26 protein-coding genes are annotated in these 24,396 nt (G+C 49.6%); 9 read left to right on the top strand and 17 right to left on the bottom strand.

The features are described 5' to 3' along the window. Position 1: 1 nt before the first annotated feature. From AC2D8L_RS14895 to AC2D8L_RS14880, 4 genes are all read right to left on the bottom strand, one after another. The gene (locus AC2D8L_RS14895; protein ID WP_484686263.1) at positions 2–1,399 is read right to left on the bottom strand and encodes an L-serine ammonia-lyase; all 1,398 of its coding nucleotides are present in this window, start codon (positions 1,397–1,399) and stop codon (positions 2–4) included. 166 nt (positions 1,400–1,565) lie between these two features. Then, a complete protein-coding gene (locus AC2D8L_RS14890) occupies positions 1,566–1,958 on the bottom strand; it encodes a hypothetical protein (protein WP_484686262.1) in 393 nt (130 codons plus the stop codon). 88 nt (positions 1,959–2,046) lie between these two features. Beyond that, positions 2,047–3,087: a permease gene (locus AC2D8L_RS14885; protein ID WP_484686261.1), complete on the bottom strand. Its 1,041-nt coding sequence runs from the start codon at positions 3,085–3,087 to the stop codon at positions 2,047–2,049. Continuing rightward, entirely contained in the window at positions 3,080–3,430 is a 351-nt protein-coding gene (locus tag AC2D8L_RS14880) for an ArsR/SmtB family transcription factor (RefSeq protein ID WP_484686260.1), read from the bottom strand. Before AC2D8L_RS14880 ends, AC2D8L_RS14885 begins: the two co-directional genes overlap by 8 nt. Positions 3,431–3,630: 200 nt before the next feature. Between AC2D8L_RS14880 and AC2D8L_RS14875 the strand changes: the two genes are divergently transcribed. Both AC2D8L_RS14875 and AC2D8L_RS14870 read left to right on the top strand, forming a co-directional pair. After that, positions 3,631–5,343, top strand: coding sequence for an ABC transporter ATP-binding protein (locus tag AC2D8L_RS14875; RefSeq protein ID WP_484686259.1), 1,713 nt, complete (start codon positions 3,631–3,633; stop codon positions 5,341–5,343). Positions 5,344–5,429: 86 nt separating this feature from the next. Continuing rightward, a complete protein-coding gene (locus tag AC2D8L_RS14870; protein WP_484686258.1) occupies positions 5,430–5,930 on the top strand; it encodes a ClbS/DfsB family four-helix bundle protein in 501 nt (166 codons plus the stop codon). Positions 5,931–5,951: 21 nt separating this feature from the next. On the opposite strand, the gene arfB is transcribed toward AC2D8L_RS14870, so the two are convergent. After that, the gene (gene arfB, locus AC2D8L_RS14865) at positions 5,952–6,365 is read right to left on the bottom strand and encodes an alternative ribosome rescue aminoacyl-tRNA hydrolase ArfB (protein ID WP_484686257.1); all 414 of its coding nucleotides are present in this window, start codon (positions 6,363–6,365) and stop codon (positions 5,952–5,954) included. Positions 6,366–6,475: 110 nt separating this feature from the next. Beyond that, positions 6,476–7,861, bottom strand: coding sequence for a DUF3179 domain-containing (seleno)protein (locus tag AC2D8L_RS14860; RefSeq protein WP_484686256.1), 1,386 nt, complete (start codon positions 7,859–7,861; stop codon positions 6,476–6,478). A gap of 260 nt (positions 7,862–8,121) precedes the next feature. On the opposite strand from AC2D8L_RS14860, the gene AC2D8L_RS14855 reads away from it, so the two are divergent. The 3 genes from AC2D8L_RS14855 to AC2D8L_RS14845 are packed head-to-tail and all read left to right on the top strand — an operon-like array spanning position 8,122 to position 9,304. Then, positions 8,122–8,484, top strand: coding sequence for an ArsR/SmtB family transcription factor (locus AC2D8L_RS14855; protein ID WP_484686255.1), 363 nt, complete (start codon positions 8,122–8,124; stop codon positions 8,482–8,484). Beyond that, positions 8,477–8,902: an SRPBCC family protein gene (locus AC2D8L_RS14850; protein ID WP_484686254.1), complete on the top strand. Its 426-nt coding sequence runs from the start codon at positions 8,477–8,479 to the stop codon at positions 8,900–8,902. The genes AC2D8L_RS14855 and AC2D8L_RS14850 overlap by 8 nt, the downstream gene beginning before the upstream one ends. A gap of 24 nt (positions 8,903–8,926) precedes the next feature. Then, positions 8,927–9,304, top strand: a complete 378-nt coding sequence (locus tag AC2D8L_RS14845) for a DUF1761 domain-containing protein (RefSeq protein WP_484686253.1) — start codon at positions 8,927–8,929, stop codon at positions 9,302–9,304. 147 nt (positions 9,305–9,451) lie between these two features. On the opposite strand, the gene fliJ is transcribed toward AC2D8L_RS14845, so the two are convergent. Together fliJ and fliI are read right to left on the bottom strand one after the other, a co-directional pair. Further along, positions 9,452–9,865: a flagellar export protein FliJ gene (gene fliJ / locus AC2D8L_RS14840; RefSeq protein ID WP_484686252.1), complete on the bottom strand. Its 414-nt coding sequence runs from the start codon at positions 9,863–9,865 to the stop codon at positions 9,452–9,454. A gap of 28 nt (positions 9,866–9,893) precedes the next feature. Beyond that, positions 9,894–11,225 (bottom strand): flagellar protein export ATPase FliI, encoded by a 1,332-nt coding sequence (fliI, locus tag AC2D8L_RS14835; RefSeq protein WP_484686251.1) that lies wholly within the window; start codon positions 11,223–11,225, stop codon positions 9,894–9,896. A 386-nt stretch (positions 11,226–11,611) separates the two neighbouring features. Between fliI and ctrA the strand changes: the two genes are divergently transcribed. Further along, on the top strand, positions 11,612–12,313 hold the full coding sequence (gene ctrA, locus AC2D8L_RS14830) for a response regulator transcription factor CtrA (RefSeq protein WP_435668329.1): 702 nt from the start codon (positions 11,612–11,614) through the stop codon (positions 12,311–12,313). 556 nt (positions 12,314–12,869) lie between these two features. Here the strand turns inward: ctrA and AC2D8L_RS14825 are convergent. The 8 genes from AC2D8L_RS14825 to AC2D8L_RS14790 form a co-directional block, all read right to left on the bottom strand. Continuing rightward, on the bottom strand, positions 12,870–13,922 hold the full coding sequence (locus tag AC2D8L_RS14825) for a phospholipase D-like domain-containing protein (RefSeq protein WP_484686250.1): 1,053 nt from the start codon (positions 13,920–13,922) through the stop codon (positions 12,870–12,872). Between the two features lie 65 nt (positions 13,923–13,987). Next, positions 13,988–14,812, bottom strand: a complete 825-nt coding sequence (locus tag AC2D8L_RS14820; protein ID WP_484686249.1) for a CheR family methyltransferase — start codon at positions 14,810–14,812, stop codon at positions 13,988–13,990. Continuing rightward, positions 14,809–15,900: a chemotaxis-specific protein-glutamate methyltransferase CheB gene (cheB, locus tag AC2D8L_RS14815; protein WP_484686248.1), complete on the bottom strand. Its 1,092-nt coding sequence runs from the start codon at positions 15,898–15,900 to the stop codon at positions 14,809–14,811. Before cheB ends, AC2D8L_RS14820 begins: the two co-directional genes overlap by 4 nt. Positions 15,901–15,923: 23 nt before the next feature. Beyond that, entirely contained in the window at positions 15,924–16,289 is a 366-nt protein-coding gene (locus AC2D8L_RS14810; RefSeq protein ID WP_484686247.1) for a response regulator, read from the bottom strand. 32 nt (positions 16,290–16,321) lie between these two features. Beyond that, positions 16,322–16,792 carry a chemotaxis protein CheW gene (locus AC2D8L_RS14805; protein ID WP_484686246.1) on the bottom strand — a complete coding sequence of 157 codons (471 nt, stop codon included), beginning with the start codon at positions 16,790–16,792 and terminating at the stop codon, positions 16,322–16,324. Continuing rightward, a complete protein-coding gene (locus AC2D8L_RS14800; RefSeq protein ID WP_484686245.1) occupies positions 16,789–19,401 on the bottom strand; it encodes a hybrid sensor histidine kinase/response regulator in 2,613 nt (870 codons plus the stop codon). Before AC2D8L_RS14800 ends, AC2D8L_RS14805 begins: the two co-directional genes overlap by 4 nt. 133 nt (positions 19,402–19,534) lie before the next feature. Beyond that, positions 19,535–20,185: a histidine phosphotransferase ChpT gene (chpT, locus tag AC2D8L_RS14795; RefSeq protein ID WP_484686244.1), complete on the bottom strand. Its 651-nt coding sequence runs from the start codon at positions 20,183–20,185 to the stop codon at positions 19,535–19,537. Between the two features lie 168 nt (positions 20,186–20,353). Further along, positions 20,354–20,737, bottom strand: coding sequence for a YHS domain-containing (seleno)protein (locus tag AC2D8L_RS14790; protein ID WP_484686243.1), 384 nt, complete (start codon positions 20,735–20,737; stop codon positions 20,354–20,356). 252 nt (positions 20,738–20,989) lie between these two features. Between AC2D8L_RS14790 and AC2D8L_RS14785 the strand changes: the two genes are divergently transcribed. Further along, on the top strand, positions 20,990–21,562 hold the full coding sequence (locus tag AC2D8L_RS14785; RefSeq protein ID WP_484686242.1) for a DUF1134 domain-containing protein: 573 nt from the start codon (positions 20,990–20,992) through the stop codon (positions 21,560–21,562). Between the two features lie 205 nt (positions 21,563–21,767). Beyond that, positions 21,768–22,943 carry a hypothetical protein gene (locus AC2D8L_RS14780; RefSeq protein WP_484686241.1) on the top strand — a complete coding sequence of 392 codons (1,176 nt, stop codon included), beginning with the start codon at positions 21,768–21,770 and terminating at the stop codon, positions 22,941–22,943. 10 nt (positions 22,944–22,953) lie between these two features. Here the strand turns inward: AC2D8L_RS14780 and AC2D8L_RS14775 are convergent, their stop codons facing one another. After that, a complete protein-coding gene (locus tag AC2D8L_RS14775) occupies positions 22,954–23,328 on the bottom strand; it encodes a hypothetical protein (RefSeq protein WP_484686240.1) in 375 nt (124 codons plus the stop codon). Between AC2D8L_RS14775 and AC2D8L_RS14770 the strand changes: the two genes are divergently transcribed. After that, positions 23,327–24,334: an RluA family pseudouridine synthase gene (locus tag AC2D8L_RS14770; RefSeq protein WP_484686239.1), complete on the top strand. Its 1,008-nt coding sequence runs from the start codon at positions 23,327–23,329 to the stop codon at positions 24,332–24,334. The genes AC2D8L_RS14775 and AC2D8L_RS14770 overlap by 2 nt on opposite strands. Positions 24,335–24,396: the final 62 nt, after the last annotated feature.

Raw genomic sequence — 24,396 nt, 5'->3', positions numbered from 1 at the left:
CTCAACAGGCGGCATGATTGACGGAAAGGCCCCCAAGCGAAGTTTCTTTGTAGCGGCTGTCCATGTCTTTGCCCGTTTCGTACATGGTCTTAATGCAAGCATCCAATGGTACGATGTGGTCGCCGTCACCATTAAGCGCGAGCGACGCCGCTGCAATCGCTTTGATCGCGCCCATCCCGTTGCGTTCAATGCACGGCACTTGTACCAACCCAGCAATCGGGTCGCAGGTCATGCCCAAATGATGTTCGAGTGCAATCTCTGCCGCATTTTCAACTTGCTCATTGGTGCCACCCAAAACCGCGCAAAATGCACCTGCCGCCATTGCGGAAGCTGAACCGATTTCACCCTGACACCCAACTTCAGCGCCTGAAATAGACGCGTTATGTTTGATTAGACCACCAATGGCTGCGCCAACCAAAAGCATGTCATGGGCCTTGGCCATTGTCGCGCCGGGCACATGGTTTAAATAGTATTTGATCACCGCGGGAAACACGCCGGCAGCGCCATTGGTTGGTGACGTCACCACCTGCCCACCGGCAGCGTTTTCCTCGTTTACGGCCATGGCGTAAAGCGAAATCCAATCATTTGCTGCATGAGGCATTTGCAAGTTGGTGCCACGCTGCTCGATTAGTTTGTCACGGACATCCGCCGCACGGCGACGAACATTCAAGCCGCCGGGCAAAGTGCCGGTTCCTGCCAATCCCCGTTCAACACAATCATCCATCACTGCCCAGAGCTTTTTCAGCCCTATTGTTAGATCGGTTTCGCTCATGCGCGTTAATTCGTTCGCCCGCTTCATCTCGGCGATGCTTTTGGAGTGCTTTTTGCCCATCTCCAGCATCTCTGCCGCGCTGTGAAACGGAAAAGGTATGGCGACAGCTTCAATTTTCTTCTCAAGCTTGTCGACATTTTCATGCTCGGCTTTTGTCAACACAAACCCGCCACCAATGGACAAATATGTCTCTTCAAATCGCACATCCCCTTCAGGGCCAATAAGCGAAAGAACCATTGTATTAGGGTGCGGCATTTTGGTGGTGTCGTAGTCGAAAATTATACCGGAAGTTGGATCCAAATCAGCGATGAACCCGTCGGTTATTTCCATGGTTTTGCCAATGTTCAGTTTGACCAAACGGTCGCTGGAATCGTCACGATCGAATGTTTCTGGCGAAAAGCCGCAAAGGCCAAACAAGACCGCCTGATCTGTGGCATGTCCTTTGCCGGTGAAGGCCAATGAGCCTTGCAACTTGCATTCGATACTGCATTTGTCGCCGCGGTCGAACCGGCCTTTATTAATGGCCAAATGCTCGATGAAACGGTTCGCCGCCACCATTGGGCCCATCGTATGTGACGAAGACGGCCCGATAGAGACCTTAAAAACCTCAAAAACGCTTACAAACATGCGCTATCCCCTTGTTGCAAAGCCGCAAGCCTCTTTTTGGGCCTGCTTCCTCCGCGTGTCGTTGTTTGGGGTCGTGCCCCCGATCTGACAAAAGGATTAGCGATGAAAAAGGGGAAGTGCAAAGAAATAACTGCACTTCCCCTTTCAACTTTTGTTTAATTCAGGTTCAAGAACCTAAAAAGCCTTGAAAGCATAAGAATCCACCAAGAGCGATTACAAATAGCATCGCCCCTGCATAAAGGCTGTTGTTTTCGGTAAAAGGCGACACGAAAACATTGTTCCAGGCTTCCGGAAACGTAAGCAATGAGATGCCTTTAATCAGTGTGCCCCAGGCAAAGAGCGTGATCACAACTGGCCAATTCAATACCCAAAGATTGTGCGCCAAAACCATTGCCGTACCGGCAAGCATCGATGCCGCTCCACCGAAATACTTCAACGGCAGGTCAGACTGGAAAGACTTGATCATCGCAATATAGTTTGCGCGGTTCACAAGAGCCCCCACGCCGACGGCCAACAAAACTGGACCTAACAATTGCGCCAAATATGTTGAAGGATACATGTCAAATCTCCTTTCTACCGTCTAGTTTAACCAAATTGCGAAGCAGGTACCTGATGCAGATCAACCCTAGGCATGTTTCAGTGAGAAACTAGCCCACCAGCAAGTACTGATAAATCACGCCAAACAACATCGCACCAGAAATGCCAAATCCGAGATAGAGCGCGAATATTTGCCGCTTTACGAGGGAAAAAACAGCCGTCATCGCCGGAATTGAACTTACAGAACCCGCGATCATAAAGGACATCGCGGCCCCAACGGACATGCCTTGGTCGATCAATCCGCTGACAAGAGGAATAGCTGCATAACCATTAAGATAGGCCGGCGCGCCAACTGCCGCCGCGATTGCTATAGGTGCAAGCCCGTCACCACCCACAAATTGAGCAATGAAAGATGCGGGCACATATGTCACCAAGAAGGCTTCCATCACATAGGCAAAGGCCAACCATTTGCCCAAGAACAATAGATTTGATGTCCCCTCTTTCTTGAATACATCAATGCGGTCTTTTTCCTGCCAAAATGTCCATTTCGGTTTGCCTTTGAATTTGCCAGCGCCGCACGTAGAAGCCTTGTAATCCTCTCTAAGCGGATCACGGATAGAACCACGATTGCCCACAAGTTTGATGGCAAACCCGCCCAACAGTCCGAGCGACACGGCGAACACAGCTTTGGAAATTGCAAATTCCCATCCCAGCACCGAACCGGTGATCACGAAAGAAGGCGGATCGATAAGCGGCGAAGAAAGCCAAAATGCCATAACCGCTGATAGCGGCGCGCCCAAGGTCAAAAGCCCAGCAATAAACGGAATAACCTGACAAGAACAGAAGGGCGATAGCCCGCCGATCAGTGCCGCCAAAAAGATCGCCTGCATCTCTCGGCCTTCAAATGCCCGGCCGATGAGTGCCTCAGCACCGGTTGCCTTTAAAAACCCGATCAGCAAAACCGCGATCAGAATAAAGGGCAGAGTGCGCATAAATGCAGAAGCGGCAAACTCAACAATTGCCCCGAATTGTGCGGGATCCAGCAAGCCGACCAAAAGCAAAATTACGATAATCGTAAATGGCACGCTTTTAAGGATTTTCATGGGTTGGAAATTTGGCCGCCAACCTTGGCCTTCACTCACATCAGACATTGTTTTTATCCTTTTGCCCGGCGGCAATATTGGTATTTGCATGGGCCTGTTTTTCGTCAATGCAACATTGCTTGAGGATGAACCCAGCCAATATTTCCATCTGTTTGAAATTGGCGCGATTGATGATCGTGCGCCCATGTTTCTCTTGATCCACCAATCCAGCAGCGGTCATGAATTTGAGATGATGGTTGAGCGTGGATGCGGGAATATTGGTGCGTTCTTGGATGTCGCCAACCAATAGCCCCGCATTCCCCGCCCGCACCAAACACATCAAAACCTCCAAACGAGGTTCTGATCCCATGGCCGCAAAAGCCTGCGCCGCCGTTGTTAAATCTACACTCATATTTGCCTCATTTATTAATTCTATAATTCTAGATATATCGAATCGTTGATTGTGTCAACTTGCCTTGGTGCAGAATTGTCACGGCTAAGGTGCAAACGCTTCAGCGACGACATTTACTGTTGTCAGACAACCCAGAGATGTGAAATTCTGCGCTCCCACCTGACGGACATTTACAAGCATAAATTCAAGTTGGAACACTCATGTTGCGCCGCTTCTTTTCCTATTATCGACCACACAAAAAGCTCTTCTTTTTGGACTTCGGCAGTGCTGTCGTCGCCGGTCTTTTGGAACTCACATTTCCGCTTGCGGTAAAACTGTTTGTCGACACGCTATTGCCCGGCCAAAATTGGGGCCTGATCGCTGGCGTCGCTGTCCTTCTATTGATGGTTTATTCTCTCAATACTGGGCTAATGGCCATCGTGAACTATTGGGGCCATGCATTGGGGATCAGCATTGAAACAGATATGCGCCGCGAAGCATTCGACCATATCCAAAAGCTCAGCTTTAGCTATTTTGACAACACAAAAACCGGCCAACTGATTACCAACGTCACCAAAGATCTTGAAGAAGTTGGCGAGGTAGCACACCACGGCCCCGAAGACCTTTTCATCGCCATCATGACCTTTATTGGTGCGTTCATTTTGATGTTCACGGTCCATTGGAAACTGGCGTTGGCCACAACCATCATCGTTCCGTTCATCACTTGGCTGGTTAGCCGCTATGGCGCGCGCATGACGCAAAATTGGCGCAAACTTTTCCACCAAGTTGGAGAGTTTAACACCCGCGTTGGCGAAACAGTTGGCGGCATTCGCGTGGTCAAAGCCTTCGCCAATGAGGAGCATGAGCGGGTGCGATTTGCCAAAAACAATGAGGGCTATCGCGCGACAAAGTTGCAGGCCTATGCCTATATGACCGCCAGCATTTCCATGTCCTATTTTAGCACGCGGTTTATCCAACTTATTGTCATGTTGGCTGGCACCTATTTCGTGGTCATTGGGGAATTGACCTATGGTGGGTTCGTGGGCTTTCTGCTTTTGGTCAATGTGTTTTTCCGCCCAATCGACAAAATCACGTCGGTGTTGGAAAGCTATCCAAAAGGCATTGCTGGCTTTAAGCGCTTCACGATTTTGCTCGACACAGAGCCAGCGATTAAGGACGAACCCAACGCCAAAGATGTGAAGCACCTTAAAGGCAATATTCAATATAAAGATGTCAGCTTTTCCTATGGTGAAAGCGCCAAGATCTTCAACGATCTCAACTTGCACATTGGGGCAGGTGAAACCGTTGCTTTTGTGGGGCCGTCCGGATCTGGAAAAACTACCATCTGTTCGCTACTGCCGCGCTTTTATGAAGTTCAAAGTGGCAGCATCTCCATTGATGGCATTGATATCCGCGACATCACCCAGCGGTCCCTCCGCAGCCAGATCGGCATTGTGGCACAGGATGTATTCTTGTTCGGTGGCACCATTCGCGAAAACATCGCCTATGGCCGATTGGGTGCAAATGACGATGAGATTTGGCAAGCGATTGAACAATCGTCCCTCACCCAGTTCATCAAATCATTGCCTGACCAACTCGACACTTTGGTCGGCGAACGCGGGGTAAAACTATCTGGTGGGCAAAAACAACGCTTAGCGATCGCACGGATCTTTTTGAAGAACCCACCCATCCTAATTTTGGATGAAGCCACGTCCGCATTGGACACGGCGACCGAGGTCGCCATTCAAGGCGCGTTGGCCGAACTGTCCAAAGGCCGCACGACCCTTGTTGTCGCCCACCGTTTGGCGACCATTCGCAATGCCGACCGCATTATTGTGGTCAATGAGAAGGGCATCGCTGAACAAGGAAGCCATAAAGAACTGATCGAAAAGAATGGCGCATATGCAGAACTTCACCGGGCCCAATTTGGCTGATCTGGGAATTTGCAAAAACGTTTGATTTTGGTCATGGCACACGCAGCGCCAGCACCCTAGCCTTACGCGAAAAAGTGAGGTGAATCATGCCAGCTGCAACAAACAAGGCCGATCTAACGGCGGTCACGCAAAAAGAATATGCCAAACTAAAGAAACTCATCGATGAAATTGACGAACCCACCGCCCTTCTTGAAACGGACGGCGCTTCAATCAAAGACACGGTTGGGCATCGCGCCCATTGGATTGATCTATTTTTGGGCTGGTACACGGATGGCCAAGCAGGTAAGGAAGTTTTCTTCCCCGCAAAGGGCTATAAATGGAATGACCTTAAACGCTACAATGCCGATCTACGAGAAAGCCAAGAAGCTTTAAGTTGGCAAGAGGCCAAACAATTATTGCACGCCAATAAAACCAAATTGGATGCCTTCATAAAGAACCATTCAGACGAAGAGCTCTATGGCGACCCAATGAAGGGCGCAAACAATCAGTGGACATCAGGTCGTTGGGCAGAAGCCGCAGGGCCAAGCCACTTTAGATCGGCTGCCAAGTTTCTACGTGCTGTTCTAAAGGCCAACCGCAAAGCCTAAATCGCCTCAAGACGGGCGTGCTTATTCTTCAACCTTACCACGCAGTTTTTTCACGTCGCCGCGTACCTTCTTTGCGACCAATCGGCGCTTAACCGATCCATAGGTTGGCTTGGTCGCCACGCGATATTTCGGTTTCTCAGTGGCTTTTAAGATCAGCTCAGCTAACCGCTCACGTGCAATCTCTCGATTGCGGGCTTGCGATCTAGTGTCTTGCACAAAGATCACGATGGCCCCTTCAAGTGTCCAACGCCTGCCGGCCAACCGCTTCAAACGACGCTTCACTGCGTCCGTTAGATTTGGTGATCGCTCTGCTTCAAAGCGAAGTTCAACCGCGGTGCTGACCTTATTCACATTTTGCCCGCCCGGGCCGCTGGCTCGGGTGAACTGTTCGGACAGCTCCCAATCAGCAATTGTGATTTGGTCGTTAATGCGCACGACATAGCCTTTGTGTGGTTCAAGTGAAACACTTCAACCGCAGATCAGTGCCAATAGCAAGATCGGCCAGCATTTCAAGCAATGCCGGCCGACCAAAATACATCACTTTGCTATTGCGTCCAGAGCACCGTATCTGGGTAGAACTGCGACCAAGCAAACCAGAACGCTTGGTGGCTACCAAGATCCGAACCATCAACGTCCACAGCCTTTATGCCACCGGCATCAAGTTTCAGACGTACATTATCAAATGCGATTTCATCGCCATTCTTTAACGCGACAAATGCCTTAGACCGTTGAAAGGCCACCGGCTGACCCGACGCGGTGACAATGCCAATCACATCTTCATGCACTGGCAGGCGTGGATCGACATTGCCGATGGGGAAGATCGGCCCATTAGCATCGCGACCATTGCGGAAGTCTGGGTCACGACCAAGTGCAAGGCTTTCCACAAGAACTGTTGTTTCAGGGTGCTCTTTTTTCCACGTGCCCCAGTCTGTTGTCACGACCGCCGCCTGCTTTAGTTTCAAACCCTTTTCCGCAAGCGGTCCTGTAACGGCTTTGCCTAAAAAAGTGTCAAACACAGAGTAGGTTTCAATGTCATACATCACCTTGTTGGAGCGAATAAGCAAACCGGAAGTCCGCAAGATCGGCCGGGCAATGCCTTCTGGCAATTGGTCAGTGAAATAGGCCTGCGCCGCACCACATAAAGTACAATAAGGAATACCAAGATCGCGACCACCCAATGTGTCATTGACCATTTCGCGCACTTCCATAATGCGACGGGGATAGGCACGATATTCACCATTCACCGCAATGCCGAAAACAATGTCATCATCCTTAAGCCATGTTGCTTCGCTAGCACTGCTCACTTCAGGATTGTCGGCAGCTGGAATACAATTGCACGCTTCATCAGTCGTATCGTAAGGACGGTCATCAATAAGCACGCCACCCCAAGAGACAAGCCGCCAATCAATGTCGCCTTCAACAAAAATCTTCTCCCAGCCCGGCACAATCGACGTGAAAATTGCGCGTTTTGCGGCTAAATAATCTGGCGGAGCGGGAATATTCCAAGCAATCAGGTGGTCCGTTACGGTGCCCCACCCGTTGCCACCCCGCACATCCTTGCCAAATAAGTCAGACGCGGCGTCCGCCAGCTTGGCGTTCAATGCAGGGCCAGTAGCAAAACGCATCAAATCACTGATGATCCAAACAAGCCGTGGGTCTTCAGACGCGCCAATTTTTAACAACGCGGCGTCTTGTTCTTCACCCCATCTGGTTTGCGCCATACTGTCAAAGAACGCCACTTTCACCGCAGATTGCAATTCAGCAGACAGTGGCCCTTCAGGCACTTCGGGCGGCTGACCGAATTTTTCGATTACATATTCGGGCAATGGTTTTTGGTCTTGTGCATAGACATGTCCAGCCCCCACTAAAAAGAGTGCGACCAACACCAACAAGAAAAATATGTGAGACCGAGCGCCAATTAACAAAGCCATGGATAAACCTTTCGCGTGCCTGCTTGTTGATCGCACAGGCCAATGGAATTGGCCTGTGCGATAATTGGCGCGCAATTGGGGCAGGGCAACGCACCAATGGGACACGCCAATAATCTGAACATAAGGCGGCAAACTTCTCGATCTCAAATCACGATGCTTCAGGAATTGGTGAACGATTGTCATTCAATCGTCTGCCCACCCATCAGCGTGCGTTGATCAAATCAATCATTCATCCAAATGGTTGACTGATAAGAAAATTGGTGTTATTCACCCTTATGGTTGAACGAGAAAATACAAATGCACTGAGTGAAGTGCTTAAAGCTGCAAGTGACCCAACACGTCGCGCAATCCTCACGCTTTTGGCCCAGCATGGCCCTATGCGGGTGTCGGATATTCATGAGCAGTTTGAGATGAGCCTCAACTCAATTTCCAAGCACATCAAGGTGCTGGAACGCTCAGGTCTTATCAAAAGACGACAAGATTGGCGTGAGCATTTGATCGAAGTGCAAATGGAACCGCTGTCGCAAATCGACAACTGGTTCGCCGAATTACGCTCCATCTGGGATCTCCGGTTGGAAGCGCTTGATAGTTTGATAACAAAAGGAAACGACGAAGATGAATGACCTAAATTTAACGGTAGAACGCACAATTAAAGCCGCACCAGAAGACGTTTTTAACGCATGGCTCAACCCAGAAATGTTGGCCAAATTCATGACGCCAGCGCCTGGCATGTCCGTACCAAAGGCCTCGAACGACCCTAAAGAAGGCGGGCGTTTTGAAATTGTAATGCAAGCTGGCGACGACCAAATCCCGCACGCAGGCACCTATCGTGAAATCAGCCCGCATGACCGCCTTGTGTTCACCTGGGAAAGTCCATTTTCTGTAGATGATAGCACAGTGACTTTGTCTTTCGCGCCAACCGATGGCGGCACACATGTAACCCTTACGCATGTGCGATTTACCGATGAAGAGTCTCGTGCCAACCACGAAGGCGGTTGGATGGGAATTCTTGGCGCCCTTGAAGCCAAACTTGCCGCATAAGATCGCGACCTAAAGGAGAACAAAATGGACATCGCACTTATGAATTGGACGGCGGTCATTGTCGGCACAATTGCCGCCTTTGCCCTCGGCATGATTTGGTTTAGCCCCATGATGTTTGGCAAAAGCTGGTCAAAGGGCAGCCACGATTTACAACCGCCCTCCTCACCACCAATACTAGCGATGGTGTTAATGCTCGTCGGGCTTGGCGTTTTGGCCTTGGTTGTTGGCATGACGGAAACGAACGAAGCGATCGTGACTGCAATTTGCGCCATTCTTGCCGTCGCCATAACAGTGGCAGCAATGGATCTATTTAGTCAAAAGTCGGGCAAAGCCACTTTGATTGATGCTGGCTATATCGTGGCCTGCGGGGCACTGATGATCTTAGCACAGGCTCTTTTATAAGCCATTCAAAAAGGACAAAGCGGCATAAAACTGAATTGCACGGTTCTTCGCTTTGTCCACACAACCCAAGAAAGGTCGCACGCCATAAGGGCCTGCAACCTTTTTAGATTCCGGGTAAGTAAATTTCAGCTAGATGCTGAACAAAACCTATTTTCGATGGCGGCGCATCAGCGCAATTTCGTCCATCTCAGCTTGCTCACGCTTTGTTTCTTCTGCCGCTTCTCGGGCATTTTCGCGTGCATCGAGCAATTCGATCTTTTTCAGCTCTTCAACCGCTTCCGCCAATTCATCTTGCGCTGCTTCTAGCTTGCCACGCATTTCGTCAGCTGACGCATTCAGATTGTCTCTGCGCGTTGCTGCCGCTTTAGCAAAAGTTGAATAAGCAAAATGGCCAACATCTGTGATGCCGGTTTTTTGATGTTCAATTTCGATCTGCTGATCCAATTCGGCTGCCATACGTTCAAAATCGGCAACCATCATTTCGATTTGCGTCACACCGCGACGCTTTTCATCCACTGTGAACTTCCTCAAACGAATGAGGCTCTCATTCCGTGACTTCATGACTTGTACTCCTTACCCAACCAAGTCTTCATTCCCCGCCGCCTTCTACACTGGCGACAATTTCGGCGAGCTGAACATATCCCTCATCAAGGGTAATCCGCTCGTCCTGCAATTGAGACAAAAACGCGTCCAATTGCGGCGCAATGGAAATGGCAGTGTCCACTTTCGGATCTGACCCTGAGCGATATGCCCCCAAACGGATCAATTCCTCCATGTCGGAAAATACCGACATGTATTCACGCGCTTTCAGCAAAACCGGCCGATATTCATCCGGGACACAGCCCGGCATAGTGCGTGAAATGGACCTTAAAACGTTTACCGCCGGATACCTTCCCCGCTCGGCAATCGCCCTTTCCATTACAATGTGCCCATCCAAAATACCGCGAACGGCATCAGCAATAGGTTCATTGTGATCATCACCTTCTACTAAAACTGTAAAAAGTCCGGTAACAGAACCAGAATTTTTTAATCCTGGACCCGCTCTTTCCAATAATCTTGGTAATTCAGTGAAAACAGTAGGCGGATAACCTTTTGCGGTAGGCGGTTCCCCAGTTGCCAAGCCGATTTCACGCTGGGCCATCGCAAAACGGGTCAAACTATCCATCATGCAAAGAACTCGTTTACCTTGATCGCGGAAATATTCGGCCAATGTGAGCGTCATATAGGCCGCCTGTCGCCGCATCAGCGCCGGTTCGTCCGACGTTGCCACAACAACAACCGCACGTTTCAGGCCTTCGACCCCCAAATTGTCTTCAATAAATTCCTGAACTTCGCGACCGCGTTCTCCGATCAGACCGATAATGGCGACATCCACATCAGTATTACGCGCCAACATCGACATCAAAACGGACTTACCAACACCGGATCCAGCAAAAATGCCCATACGCTGGCCATCGCAACAGGTCGTAAAGGTGTTGAGCACCTTCACCCCGAGATCAATTGGCGGGCCAACCCGCGCGCGTTCATGGGCAGCGGGTGGGGATGCGCGCAATGGATAATGATCAGCGCCCTTCAATATGGACGGACCACCATCAATGGGTTCGCCATTGGCATTGATGACACGCCCGAGCCAACTGTCACTAGGCTGAGCAGTTCCACCATGAGAATAAAAGATGGCTTTGCATCCCAACCGCACACCCTCAAGCGCACCAAAGGGCAAGCACAATGCATAATCATCCTCAAAGCCAACAATTTCGCACATCAGATTGTGGCCAAGTCGGGTCTCGATCGCGACACGGCCACCCACGCGCAACTCACGCACCGGGCCGATCACTTCAACCAGCAATCCCTGCACGGTCTTCACACGGCCAAATACTTCGACCGCGTCCATTCCGTTAATGTCGGCAATAAGAGATTCCAATTCGAGCCCAATCCTTTTGATTCGGTTAATGCTAACGATTCCTTTACAAAAACGCACTATTAAGACAGTTCAAGCGAAATAATTTATCGCCCACACCCAAATCTTAACATCGTCAGCAACTGCCAATTCACTGAGTCCAAAGAGTCATTTGCAACGTTTTCTTAAACTAAATTATTAAGTTGCTAACTATCATTTTTATTATATATTTCAATAACTTAAGTTAATTTCAAAAACTTAACAGATGCATATTGCAGAAGTGAATTAAACTTTGTTAACTATTTCTCACTAGGGTTGATTCATATCCAGTAGGATTCATTAACTGGTGCGCCGTTGATTGGCAGCACCGCTTGGGTTCCATGACGGAACAAAAGGACAAGGGGAACGAAATGCGGGTACTCCTAATTGAGGACGACAGCGCTACCGCGCAGAGTATTGAGCTTATGCTCAAATCTGAGAGTTTCAATGTGTACACTACCGATCTAGGCGAAGAAGGCGTAGATCTTGGCAAGCTATATGATTATGACATCATTTTGCTTGATTTGAATTTGCCTGACATGAGCGGATACGAAGTATTGCGCACATTGCGGGTTGCGAAAGTACAAACCCCGATCCTTATTCTTTCTGGCCTTGCTGGTATTGAAGACAAAGTTCGCGGCCTAGGCTTTGGCGCAGACGACTACATGACAAAACCATTCCATAAAGATGAAATGGTCGCCCGTATCCATGCGGTTGTTCGTCGTTCAAAAGGCCACGCACAGTCGGTCATCAACACCGGCGACTTGTCTGTAAATCTGGACACAAAGACCGTAGAAGTAGGCGGCCAACGCGTACATCTTACCGGCAAAGAATATCAAATGCTCGAGCTTCTCTCTTTGCGTAAAGGCACGACCCTTACCAAAGAAATGTTCCTCAACCACCTTTATGGCGGCATGGACGAGCCGGAGCTTAAAATTATCGACGTGTTTATCTGTAAGCTTCGTAAAAAGCTTTCAACCGCAACCGGCGGGAAAAATTACATCGAAACCGTGTGGGGCCGTGGTTATGTGCTACGCGAACCAGACGAGAACGAATTGTCTGAAAGCGCTTAACGCTTAATTCAGACGTATTCGAAATGATTAAACCCTGCCATTTTGGCGGGGTTTTTTACTTTTAGGATGTTTTATGAAGCCCAAATCAGGTATTTGGCTTGCCGTTCTCACTAGCGTGAGCCTAATAGCTATTTCGATTCTAGGGTTTTCCCTTGTAGCAATATTTCCACAAATGAGTTCCGGGTTCGCTATACTCGCGTTTGCGGTAGTTGGTACAGTTGTAGCCACATTGATGACTAACAGCGCGTTTCAAAATATTGGATTCAGCAAATCAATGCTAGTTTTAGTGTTCCTATTGCCATTATTCTTGGCGCAGGGTCTGCTCATATATGATTGCGGGATAATCAAACACAACGCATTACCAATTTCTTGCATCTACACAAATGCAATACCAAAAGCACTCATAAATCCCATCACTGCTGTATCAATAATCTCAATTCCGGCCATTTTTGCTCCGGCTTACGCATTCGGCGGACCTATCGGTTACATAGCTGGACTAATCATTTTCCTTTGTCGCAGGAAATATGGCCAAAGGACGAATTGAAACTGCAAACCATCAAATTTCCTCACTCTGCTCCTCGATAATGCGACTTATTTCCGTCCTCGCATATTGTGCCAATTGGGCCTGCGCATCTCGCTTTGCGGCGTCGGTTTCGTCCAGGTCCCCGAGCACCATTATGTTTTCGTCATTGGTCAGATTGGCCGGGCCGGTATAGTTGAAGCTGCCCACAATCGTGAGCTGATCATCAATGGTCATCAATTTATGGTGGACTTTCCTGACCCCTGTGCCGGTTTTGTTTTGAAACAGGGTGATCCCACCATCTTTCAACGTGCTTTTAGCCGCCCATTTCTGGTTGGCAGCCCGTCGGTCTAAAACCCCCTGCACCTTTATCCCAGCCAGTTGGGACAAAACCATCGCATCATCAATGCCTGATGATTTTGAGAACGTAAAAATTGCAAAATCGATCCGCTGCCGCGCTTTGTTCATATGTTTGATGAACTCCATTTCCGGCATATGGTCAGGCGCGAACAGCGGCTTCACGCGCACGTCACCCACATAATGATCTTCAAGCGGTTTGCGGGCACGATCCAAACTTCGTTTGCCAAATATGCCTTTGCGTATTGAACGAAATTCTCGCGTATATTCGCGCGCCACCAGCTTGTCATTCACGACGACAATATGGTTGAGGTTTTTGCTGACACCCGTGGTGGTGAAATTGGTCGAGCCGGTTAACACCGCATCGCCGTCCCGGATAATGAACTTCTGGTGAAAAATTGACGGGTTGTAATCAGCCTTTGCGTCAATCCCACTACGCAAAACCCGTACTAATAATTCCCTGTTGATCTCTAATTCGCCCAAAGAATCTGCTGCAGGTGGATGACTTTCGCGCAAATAGTCCTGTTCCAAAACCATATGAACCTGCACGCCACGTAACTTTGCTGCGATGATCGCATCTGCAATTGGGCGGTGATCAAGCTCCTGCACTGAGATATGCAGACTCTTTTTCGCATCAGCGACAAATTCAATAATTGCCTGCTCTAGATCGTCAGGACCGCCAATGTTTTTTGGTCCCAAATGTAGAGATATATTGCCCACTTGAATTGGCATGACCCCTCCCCATTATCCAAAAAGTATGGACCAAGCATACCACATCAAAACGGCAGGCGAAAATTCTAGGGATTTATTGTGGGGCGAAACAGGTTTTGATGCTCCTCAGTTGCCAAAAAATCCTCGCTAACACCAATTAATGTTTCTGCAGCACCCAGCATTAGATATCCATCCGAACTCATCTGCTGTCGAATGCTCCTCAACACCTTTTGTTTTGTCACCACATCGAAATAAATGAGCACATTGCGACAAAACACAATGTCCATTTTCCCAAGCGCTCCAAGTGACTGCAGCAGGTTAAGCTCTTTAAATTCAACCAGTTCGCGCAGTTTCGGTTTAATGCGCCAAGCCGTGCCCTCCTGATCAAAATGGGTGATCAATCGTTGGGCGCTCAGTCCACGTTGCGCTTCAAACTGCGTATAAAGTCCATCTTTTGCGGTCGCCAGCGCAGATTGAGAAATGTCGGTCGCCAATATTTTGACGTCGATCCCGTCCAGCACCTTGGCGTTTTCCAATACCGAGATGGCGAGCGAATATGCTTCTTGCCCAGTTGCTGCCGCCGCACACCAAATATTTAAGCCCCGGCCAGATGCCCGTTGTCGGGCAACAACATTTGGCAGCATGATGTTGTTGAGCAACTCAAACGGCGTATGGTCCCTAAAGAAAAAACTCTCATTGGTGGTCATCGCATCCACAACGGCTGCGCGCAACTCCGCGGTGGCGACCACCAATCGCATAGCCAAATTCTCAAAGGTGGCAATGCCGAACTGCTGCAAAATTGGAGCAAGGCGTGTTTCCATCATATAGGACTTGTTCCTTGCCAGTTTGATGCCACTTTCCGCCACAACATACCGGGCAATTCTATCGAAAGTTTCTTCATCAATATTCATCTCATTTCCCCTTCGATTGCCGCCTCTTTCGACGCCAAAATGGCAGGCCCAATCTTATTCAATGGCAATATCCGATCCACGGCGCCTGCCGCAACGGCCGCGCCTGGCATCCCCCAAATGGTGCTCGTCGCCTGATCTTGCGCGAGAACCAGCCCTCCGGCTTGATAGATTGATGTCGCCCCCGCCGCGCCATCGCTGCCCATCCCAGTGAGAACCACGCCGACGCAGTCAGAACCATATTGCTTGGCGATTGATTGAAACATTGGGTCAACCGAGGGCCGGCAGAAATTGATGGTCGGGTCAGACCCAAGAACGGCACGCAATTGCCCTTTGCTCCTTTCGACACGCAAATGAAACCCACCCGGCGCAACATAAAGAGTTCCGGGCTTTATTAATACGCCGTCCACAACTTCACCGCCCATCAGATTTGCACTGCGGGCCAAATCTTCGCCGAGCAATCGGGTAAAGTGGGCTGGCATATGTTGGGTAACAAACACTGCGCTATCGCTCAGTTTGCCGCGAAGTGCTGTAAACAGGTCAATTAAGGCTTGCGGGCCACCGGTTGAAGCGCCGATGGCGAGCGCTTTCATCTGCCCATTCCATCCGCGTTTGCTGTTAGGAGGTGAAATTTGGCTTTCCGTCGATGGTTCATCTTGGCCAAATATCGATGCCAATGCATGCAGCTTGCTCAACAGTTCAACCCGATATGCTTCTTTGGAAACACCTCGGTCTGGCTTTGCCAAATAATCGGTAGCACCTGCACTGATCGCGCCTAAGGACGCCCGTGCATTTTTGGTCGTCAATGTTGATGAGATCAACACCTTAGCGTTGGGAACAACCTTCAACAATTCAGGCAATGCTTCCATACCCGACATCACGGGCATTTCGAGATCCAAAATAATAAGATCGGGCTGGCTCAATTCCGCTTCGGCAATCGCTTCACGCCCATTGATGGCGCTGCCAACGATTTCTAGCGCAGGTTCAGCATCAACCCATCGTCGGATAATGCCGCGAATAACCGCGGAATCGTCGACAAGCATAACCCGTGCCGGCGGCGCTTTCGCACCGGGCATCAATCGCGCCTCCATATGGACGCTCCTTTCGACCGTGATTACTTTTGGTCGAGCAGCAGGAATTTTTGTTCCAGAATATCCCGATCAAAAGGCTTCATCATATATTCGTTGGCACCCGCCTTAAGCGCCATCGCGATTTGCCCCACGTCATTTTCAGTGGTGCAGAATATAATTTTCGGGGTTTCACCCCCAACATAGCTGCGTAGTTCTTTTAAAAACTCAAGGCCGGACATAACCGGCATGTTCCAATCCAGAAATATAGTATCTGGCATGGATTTTGCGCATTTTTCAAATGCCTCACGGCCATCCTCTGCTTCATCGACTTCATAGCCAATGTCCTCGATAATGCGGCGGGCTACTTTGCGAATAACACTACTGTCATCAACAACCAGACAGGTTTTCATCGCGTTTCTCCTTCAAAAATACGCTCTTAGATCTAGGCGGCCTCCTGATGTAGAATTTTAGCGATCAATTGATCCGCCATCAGAACCACCATCAGCTCGTCATTGAGCCGAAGAATTCCTTGACTATAAACCGCCAAATTCCCACCAAGATTGATCGGGTTTGGTTTGATATCAGTCGCACAAAGCGCAATGACATCACCAACACTATCGGCCATAAGTCCATAAGATTCGTTTAAATATTTAACATTCACCATCTGCCTGCCAATCAACGTTCCTTCGCCAATGGGCAAGCCAAGCAAGTATTCGGTGTTTACGGCAACAATTATGCGTCCACGCAAATTCAATATGCCTGCAATTTCAGGCTTCACCGATGGGATTGGCGTAAATTGCTCGGGTTTGAAGACATCTTCAACCACTTCTAGGTTTACAGCAAATAACTGCCCGCCAATGCGCAATGTCACAACTTGGATCATATCATCAGCTTTAATGGATTTGTCGGTCATGCTGCTTCCAATTCTTGTGATTTCACCGCTCGGCCAACTGCATCTGCTAGGTGCTCGCGGTCCCCTTTAAGAACAAAATCAAACAGACCTGCTTCTTGCGCGCGCGTTTTAACGTTCGGCGCATCACAAGCAGATAAAGCAATCACCGGTGTTTTGTCCTGATGAGGCAATTCACCAATTGAACGCGCGAGAGAAAAGCCATCCATGCCGGGCATTTCAATGTCGGTGACAATCAGATCATATTGCTCGCTTTTTGCCGCCGCGTCCAAAGCCGTTTCACCATCTTCGCATACGGTAACTTCAAATCCAGCACTTTTAAAAATCGGCACCAACATATTGCGGAAGAAAGCGCTGTCTTCGGCATAGAGCAGGCGTTTTCTGTTTGTTGTTCCGTCAATTGGAGTGCGTTCGAGTGATTTTGGATGCTCCACGGACATAAAGTGAGACATGTCCAAAATTTCCGTTGCCCGTTCCTTGATAATGGCGGTGCCCAAATATCCATCACGTCGCGTTTCGATATCGATATCCATTTTGTCCGAAATAATGTCGATAACCTGCGCCACAACCATGCCCAAACGGAACCCACGGTCTTCAAACACCAACATCGACATTTTGCCAGACGTTGGAGGCTCGCCACACAACATTCTGATGGGCATCAAGATGCCACGATATTGCAATAGATGGCGGCCATTAACCTGCTCAAGCTCTTCCACGTTCAGTGTTTCTAGTCGGCTAACAAGCGATAATGGCACAGCTTGGCGTTGATTATTTTCCGCTTCAAACACAAGCAATTCAGCGAATGCTATATCTTCCGCCACGTCTTCAACGCGAACGGGCTGAGCCAACTCGCCAATATCTGTATGAGCCACTGAATTGGCCAAGCCTGAAGGGTCCATGATCATAATCACGCTGCCGTCGCCCAATATAGTTGTGCCCGAGAAGTGCGTTAGACCTTGCAAGGCACCCATCATCGGTTTCACAACAATTTCTTCGGTGTGGAACACTTCATCCACCAGCAAACCAAAACTGTAGGCACCAACTTCGGTAACAACGACATAGCCCTCTTCCGGAACCTCACCCGGGCGCACACCAAGCAAATCGCTTAGCCCTACGACCGGCAACAAATGATCCCGTAATTGAAGCACCAACGCGCCGTTCAAATGCTCGACTTGGTTTGCGCGTTTGTTGACACGCACGAGTTCGCGAACTGCACGCTGCGGCAATGCAAATCTTTCCTCGCCAACAGCGATAACCAGCGCCGGAACGATAGCCAGGGTCAGCGGAATTTTTAGACTGATCGTCGTACCCTTGCCCAAAACGGATTTAAGATCGATCGCCCCGCCGATCAATTCCACATTGGACCGCACCACATCCATGCCAACCCCACGTCCAGAAACGCTGGTGACTTCTGAGGCGGTTGAAAACCCCGGATGAAATATGAGTTGTTGAACTTGCGCATCACTCATGCCATCAAGTTCGGTTTCAGAGATGACTTTCTTTTCCAGCGCTTTCTGCTTCAAACGTTCAACATCAAGACCGCGACCATCATCTGAAATCTCGATAACAATCTGTCCGCCTTCATGGCATGCATTCAGCCGAACAACACCGGTTGCAGGTTTGCCCGCAGCGCGTCGCTCTGCGCTCGTTTCCAAACCATGGTCCGCCGCATTGCGCACCATATGGGTCAATGGATCTTTGATTTGCTCAAGAATTTGCCGATCAAGTTCTGTATCTTCACCGGACATTTCAAGGGAGATGTCTTTGCCCAAATCTTTAGACAAGTCGCGGATCAATCGCGGCATCTTTTGCCATGCGGCCGAAATTGGCTGCATGCGGGTTTTCATCACCCCGTCTTGCAGTTCCGCTGTGACTGAACACAAGCGGTGCAATGGTGCATGGAATTCACTTTCCTCGCGATCTCTCGAGATTGCCATGAGCTGGTTTCGGGTAAGAACCAACTCAGATACCATGGTCATCAAGCCTTCAAGCACAGGCAATTGCACACGAATAGCGGGCGGATTGCCGACTTGTGTGGACGAAGATTTTGGCTTTTTTGCCCCATCTTCTGTATCTATATTTGCCGACGCGTTTTCTACGGTCGATGGCGCTGTTGGTGCGTTCGACGCCTCAGCAAGATCATCCGGCCCTGGTGCTGCCAAAAAAGCAGCTTCTAGCGGATCAAGTGGCGCGCATTCACCTTCGTGCGGCTGTTCAGTGAACTGGTCATCGTTGCTTGATGCATCAGCCAGACGGCACAGCGCATCAATCAGATCATTGTCGTTGCCGTCAGGTTCCACGCCAGTTTCACTCAATATATCTAGATGGCTTTTTACCCGGTCAATCGACAACAAGATCGTTTCAACACCGTCCCCCACAACAGGTGCACCATCCCGATAGCACCCCATCAAGCTTTCAGCCGCGTGGGTTAATGCTTCAAGTCGTGGTAGATCCAAAAACCCACAAGTGCCCTTGATGGTGTGCACAAGACGAAAAATTCGCCGCAATATTTCACTATCATCAGGGTTCTTTTCGAAGTCCACAAGTTGGGTATCAACCAACTCCAAGCTTTCGGTCGTTTCAGTCAAAAAATCGCTTAGCAATTCATCCATTGGCTCGCCCAAAAAAATACCCGCAATCGCGCCGGTTTTAAGTATGGGCGCAGATTGCGGGTATTTTAGTTAACGATTCATTTCAAAAAACGCCTCCTAGTATTCACACGTAGGGGGCATCGCTTAGCCTAGATTAGCTGGATTTCACCGCCGCAATCGTCACGACATCATCCACCAATTCAATGGTCACATCCAACCCGCTTTCACGGGCAAGCAGACCGGCATAGTAGGGCTGGATAACCTGCGCATCAATTCGGCCATCTTCTGGCTTACCCGCCAATAATGGGCCCACCAAATGCGGGATAAGTGTCTTTTTGCCAGTCGACTTCAGAATAACCCCTTCATCGCCCAACGGCGCACCATCCAACGAAACAGTTACCATGCCACCGCGCGGCACAGACCCTGCTGCAATAAGCAATAGATTGAGCAACATCTTTACTTTGTTTTTGGGCAGCAATACCGGCTCAATATTCCATTCAAGATCAGCTTTTTCGCCAGCCATAAAGTTTTGCGCGACTTTTTCAGCTTCACGCGTGTCAATCTCGGTGCCCTGTGTTGAAGAGGCGCCAAAGGCTAGACGTGCAAATTCAAGTTTTGCCCGTGCTTGCTTGGCCGCATTATTGATCAGCTCTTGCGCGAAATCAGCCATTTCAGCTTGCTCAGGATCAGCCAATACTTCCAAACCATTGCCGATCGCCCCAACTGGGCTGATCAAGTCATGGCATACCCGCGAACACAACATCGCCGCCAAATCTGGCCCATCCAATTCAATAATATCAGCCATTGCATTCCCTTAAACTGCGTAAAAGGTCAGGCTGCGCAAAATGGCACCCCCAACCGAATCAATTTTAGTCAGTTTAGCGGGTCGCGTTTGGTGAGCAACATCTGACACGAACTTTAAGGGATCTATTCAACAATCCAGCTGGTTCAGGAAGGGACGTTTTAGGTTCAATCAGCGCCGGGCGAGTTGATCACGCAACTCCACCCAGTTTTCAAAGGCATAGTTCACCATAGCTGCCTTTTCGAGAATGAAAGCTTCTCGGTTGCCCGAGGAATAGAACAAATAAAGGCGACGATTGTAAATCGAATAGATCCTTGGATTACCAGAGGACAAATATCCGCGGGCGACCCCAGCAAGACCATAACCGCCAAATTGCGGTACATAGGCTTCCGGCGCGGCACGAAAGACTTCTCTATTTGCTTCAGTAGCGAAGAACCAGGATACACCCTTCCAAGAGATTTCAAACTCTGCCTTACCCATTAGTGGTTCAGGCTCGGTAAAATAACTCACCGGGTCCATCCCCTCAATCGCAGAACCTGAAAGAGGGTTGGTCACATACATTTCCAGAAAGTGACGCTGTGTATTTGCCGACAATTGCGGCACGAGGCAAAAAAACATGCCTATAGACAAACAAACGGCCGCTAGCCGCCTTATGGTTAATCTTTGTTTACTCAATTGCCGCATCATCGCCTTGATTACACACTACTTATTTCGCGAATGGTTGAAGCCTAGCAAAAAGAGCTATCCGCTAGGTTAACAGCAAAAATACCATTTGTCGGACATGCAACATTTAAGGAAAAGCGGCCAATGTTTTCCAAATTTCGCACTCTTCTCATCACCTTAGCTGTGGTGCTCACCACATCTACAGCAGCATTTGCTCAATCGGACACCGTTTCAGACAAATATACGGGCGACGAACTTGTGCAGGCGGGCGGGCAATTTTTCGGAAAAGTTTCCCAAGGGCTGGCCTCCGTCGTGGAACGGGCCATTTCAAATTATGGTCTACCCAATGGCTATATTTTAGGACAAGAAGGCTCCGGCGCCTTTTTCGGCGGCGTGCGTTATGGTGACGGCGAACTCTTCACCAAAAATGCAGGCAACCACATTCTTTATTGGCAAGGCCCCACACTCGGATTTGATTTCGGTGCCGACGGCTCACAGGTCATGATGTTGGTCTACAACTTGCCTTCAGTCGATTCCATTTATGGCCGATATCCCGGCGTTGAGGGTTCCGCCTATGTTGTTGGTGGCGTCGGCATGACGGTGATGAAATATAAGGATGTCTATCTCGTCCCAATCCGCTCTGGCGTTGGCGCACGGCTTGGCATCAATGTTGGCTATCTAAAATTCACGCAAAGCCCAACTTGGAACCCATTTTGATCGGCTAAACGCCTAGTTGATATGGTGAATTCATGAAAGCGCGGCGTCCGCGCTTTTTCTTTGCCTTTTATCATCAGTTTTCCTGCCATGGCCCAATTTCCGACAATGTGCTAAATTAACCATTGATCAACACTTTGGCGTGTGGGACTTCCAATTTGATGCAAGCTCCATTAGCTATAAGGGAGCTAGACTGCAGGAGTTTTTGATGGTCATTGAGAGTTTGATGTTTTACGCACTGGGATTTTTGTGCGCCATCATTCTCGCATTGCTTATCCTGCCAAGCGTTTGGCGCCGCGCCGTCCGCCTCACCAAAAAACGCATCGCCGCGACGACCCCCGTAACGCTTTCAGAATTCCGTGCGGAAAAAGACCAACTCCGCGCCAAGAATGCTCTTGAATTGCGTAAACTTGAATTGCAATTGGACGATTTGCGCAAAAAGCGTGCCGCCCAACTGCGCGAGCTTACTCAACTGCGCCAAACTCAAGACTTGGCTGTGCATGAGCGCGAAGCAACAGAAAATGTTTCTGCTGAGCTGATCGACCGCAATCAAGAATTGCAAGACCAAGTGCGTGGCTATGAAGTCGAGTTGACCAACATTTCTCAAAAGCTTCGCTATCGCGAACGCGATTTGGCGCAAAAAATCGAAGAACTAGACCAAGCCCGCGCGGCAGCCAATATTGCCACGTCTGCAGTTGTGCAGAATTTTGACGAGGAGATCGCTGTCAGCGAACTAGATGGCGACGCCAAAAAACTTGCAAAGGCCCTCACCGCCGAAAAGAAACGCAACGCTTTCCTAGAAGAGCAATTGCGTGCCTCAATGAGCCGCGTTCAAGAACTAAAATCCAAGTCACGTTCAACAGCTGACGATACCCTCACCAAAAATATACCCGATCTGTTGGACGATGCTGAAGCGCATATCGCCATTGCTGCTGAGCGCTTCACCACTATGCTCAATGATCAAGCTGCGCCTGTTGAGACGCAAATTGAAGATACCGAACAGCTCGAAGTTGCCACCCCACAATTCGTCAGCGCCGGCCAAAGCCTTGCCGAAGAATTGCGGGTCGAAGACGAATTGGAAGATGTCGGCAGCCGCATCCTCGCCCTTGAAGAAGACATTCTTGCTCGCTTCTCACAGGAAACAGGCGATGTTGATGATTTGCGCCAACGGATGGAAAATATCGCCATCGATGTGAGCCACTTGATTTATGCGCAAGACAGCAGTAGTGGCGCTGAAGGCGAAGAAAGCCTATTCGACCGGGTGCGAAAATATGCTGACGATGGTGTTGATGAAACCATGCTGGGACAAGACCCAGTCGACGAGGACGCGATCGGTCTTGTCGCCGACCGCATGGATGCATTGAAAAAAGTTTCGTCGAACTAGTTGGCGACCCCTAGTTTAGGGGAGCCTCTGGCGCAATGCTGATATCACGCACAACATCGCCGGATTGCGCATCAACCAGGCGGATCGTGGTATCTTCGCCTAGCTTGAAGGTCAGCGTGATCAAACCATCTTGTGCAACAACAGAGATGATTTGCGCGCCTTGGGGCACACTCACACTTTGCGCCTGATACTGGTCATTGCTCGACTTTTGGTTCATACGATAGACAAGCGCGCCCGCAACCGCCATAAACCCCAACATCAGGATAAGAACACTGATACCAAATGAGCGGCGTGCCCGATGGATCACCGCTTCGGCTTCTGGTGTTAGCGTGCTCGTTCCATCTTGGTCTTTTTCTTGCGCGTCTAAAGGTTTATCAGCACTCATGCACAATGGCTCCACTGGCGAATTGACTAAATTTTCTATTTCATCCGAAGATGACGGCAAGCGACTAGACGTGGTGTTGGCCAAACATCTTGACGGACATTCCCGTTCCAGATGCCAAAGCCTTATCCGTTCTGGCACGCTTACCATTGACGGCGCGACCATAAGCGAGCCGAAATACCGCGTCAAACAAGAACAGCAACTAATATTCATCGAACCTGAGCCCGTCGACGCGGAACCGGAACCAGAAAATATCCCCCTCAATGTGCTGTTTGAAGATGATGCGATCATCGTCATCGATAAACCAGCCGGCATGGTGGTGCACCCGGCTCCCGGCGCCCAAAATGGCACCTTGGTCAACGCATTGCTGTTTCACTGCGGGCAAAGCCTGCAAGGCATTGGCGGGGTCAAGCGCCCGGGCATTGTCCACCGTTTGGATAAAGACACATCCGGCGTCATGATCGCCGCAAAAACTGAAATTGCCCATAATTCATTATCTGCCCAATTTGCCGACCACGGCAAAAACGGCCCGCTGCGCCGCACATATAATGCGTTTGTTTGGGGCGTACCAGCGCCAGAACAAGGCCGGATCGAAGCCATGATCGGTCGGTCGCCCCACAACAGAACCAAACAAGCAATTGTGGAAAGCGGTGGCCGGAGCGCGGTCACCCATTACAAAGTCATTGATGCCTTTGGTGGCGACAAATGGACAGTTGCCCAAATTGCCTGTCAGTTAGAAACCGGACGCACTCATCAAATTCGTGTGCATTTGGCCCATATTGGGCACGCCCTACTCGGCGATCCATCATATGGCTTCGGGTTTGAAAGCCGCGAGCGCAACCTGCCTATGCCCCTGCAAAAATCCCTAAAGGCCCTTGCCCGCCAAGCCCTACATGCCGTTGATCTAACCATCGCTCACCCAACCACAGGGAAGAAAATGCATTTTTCCTCACCATTTCCTCAAGATTTGGCGCAATTGCTAAAACGCCTGCAAAGCCCTGATTCTTAGGCAAAACTTCTGATCTCTTTTCAAACTTTATGCAATTTTTCTCCTTTTGGGGATGAAATTTC

The organism is Maritalea sp. YIW29 (assembly GCF_057219265.1).
This window is presented reverse-complemented; position numbering and strand designations above follow the sequence as displayed.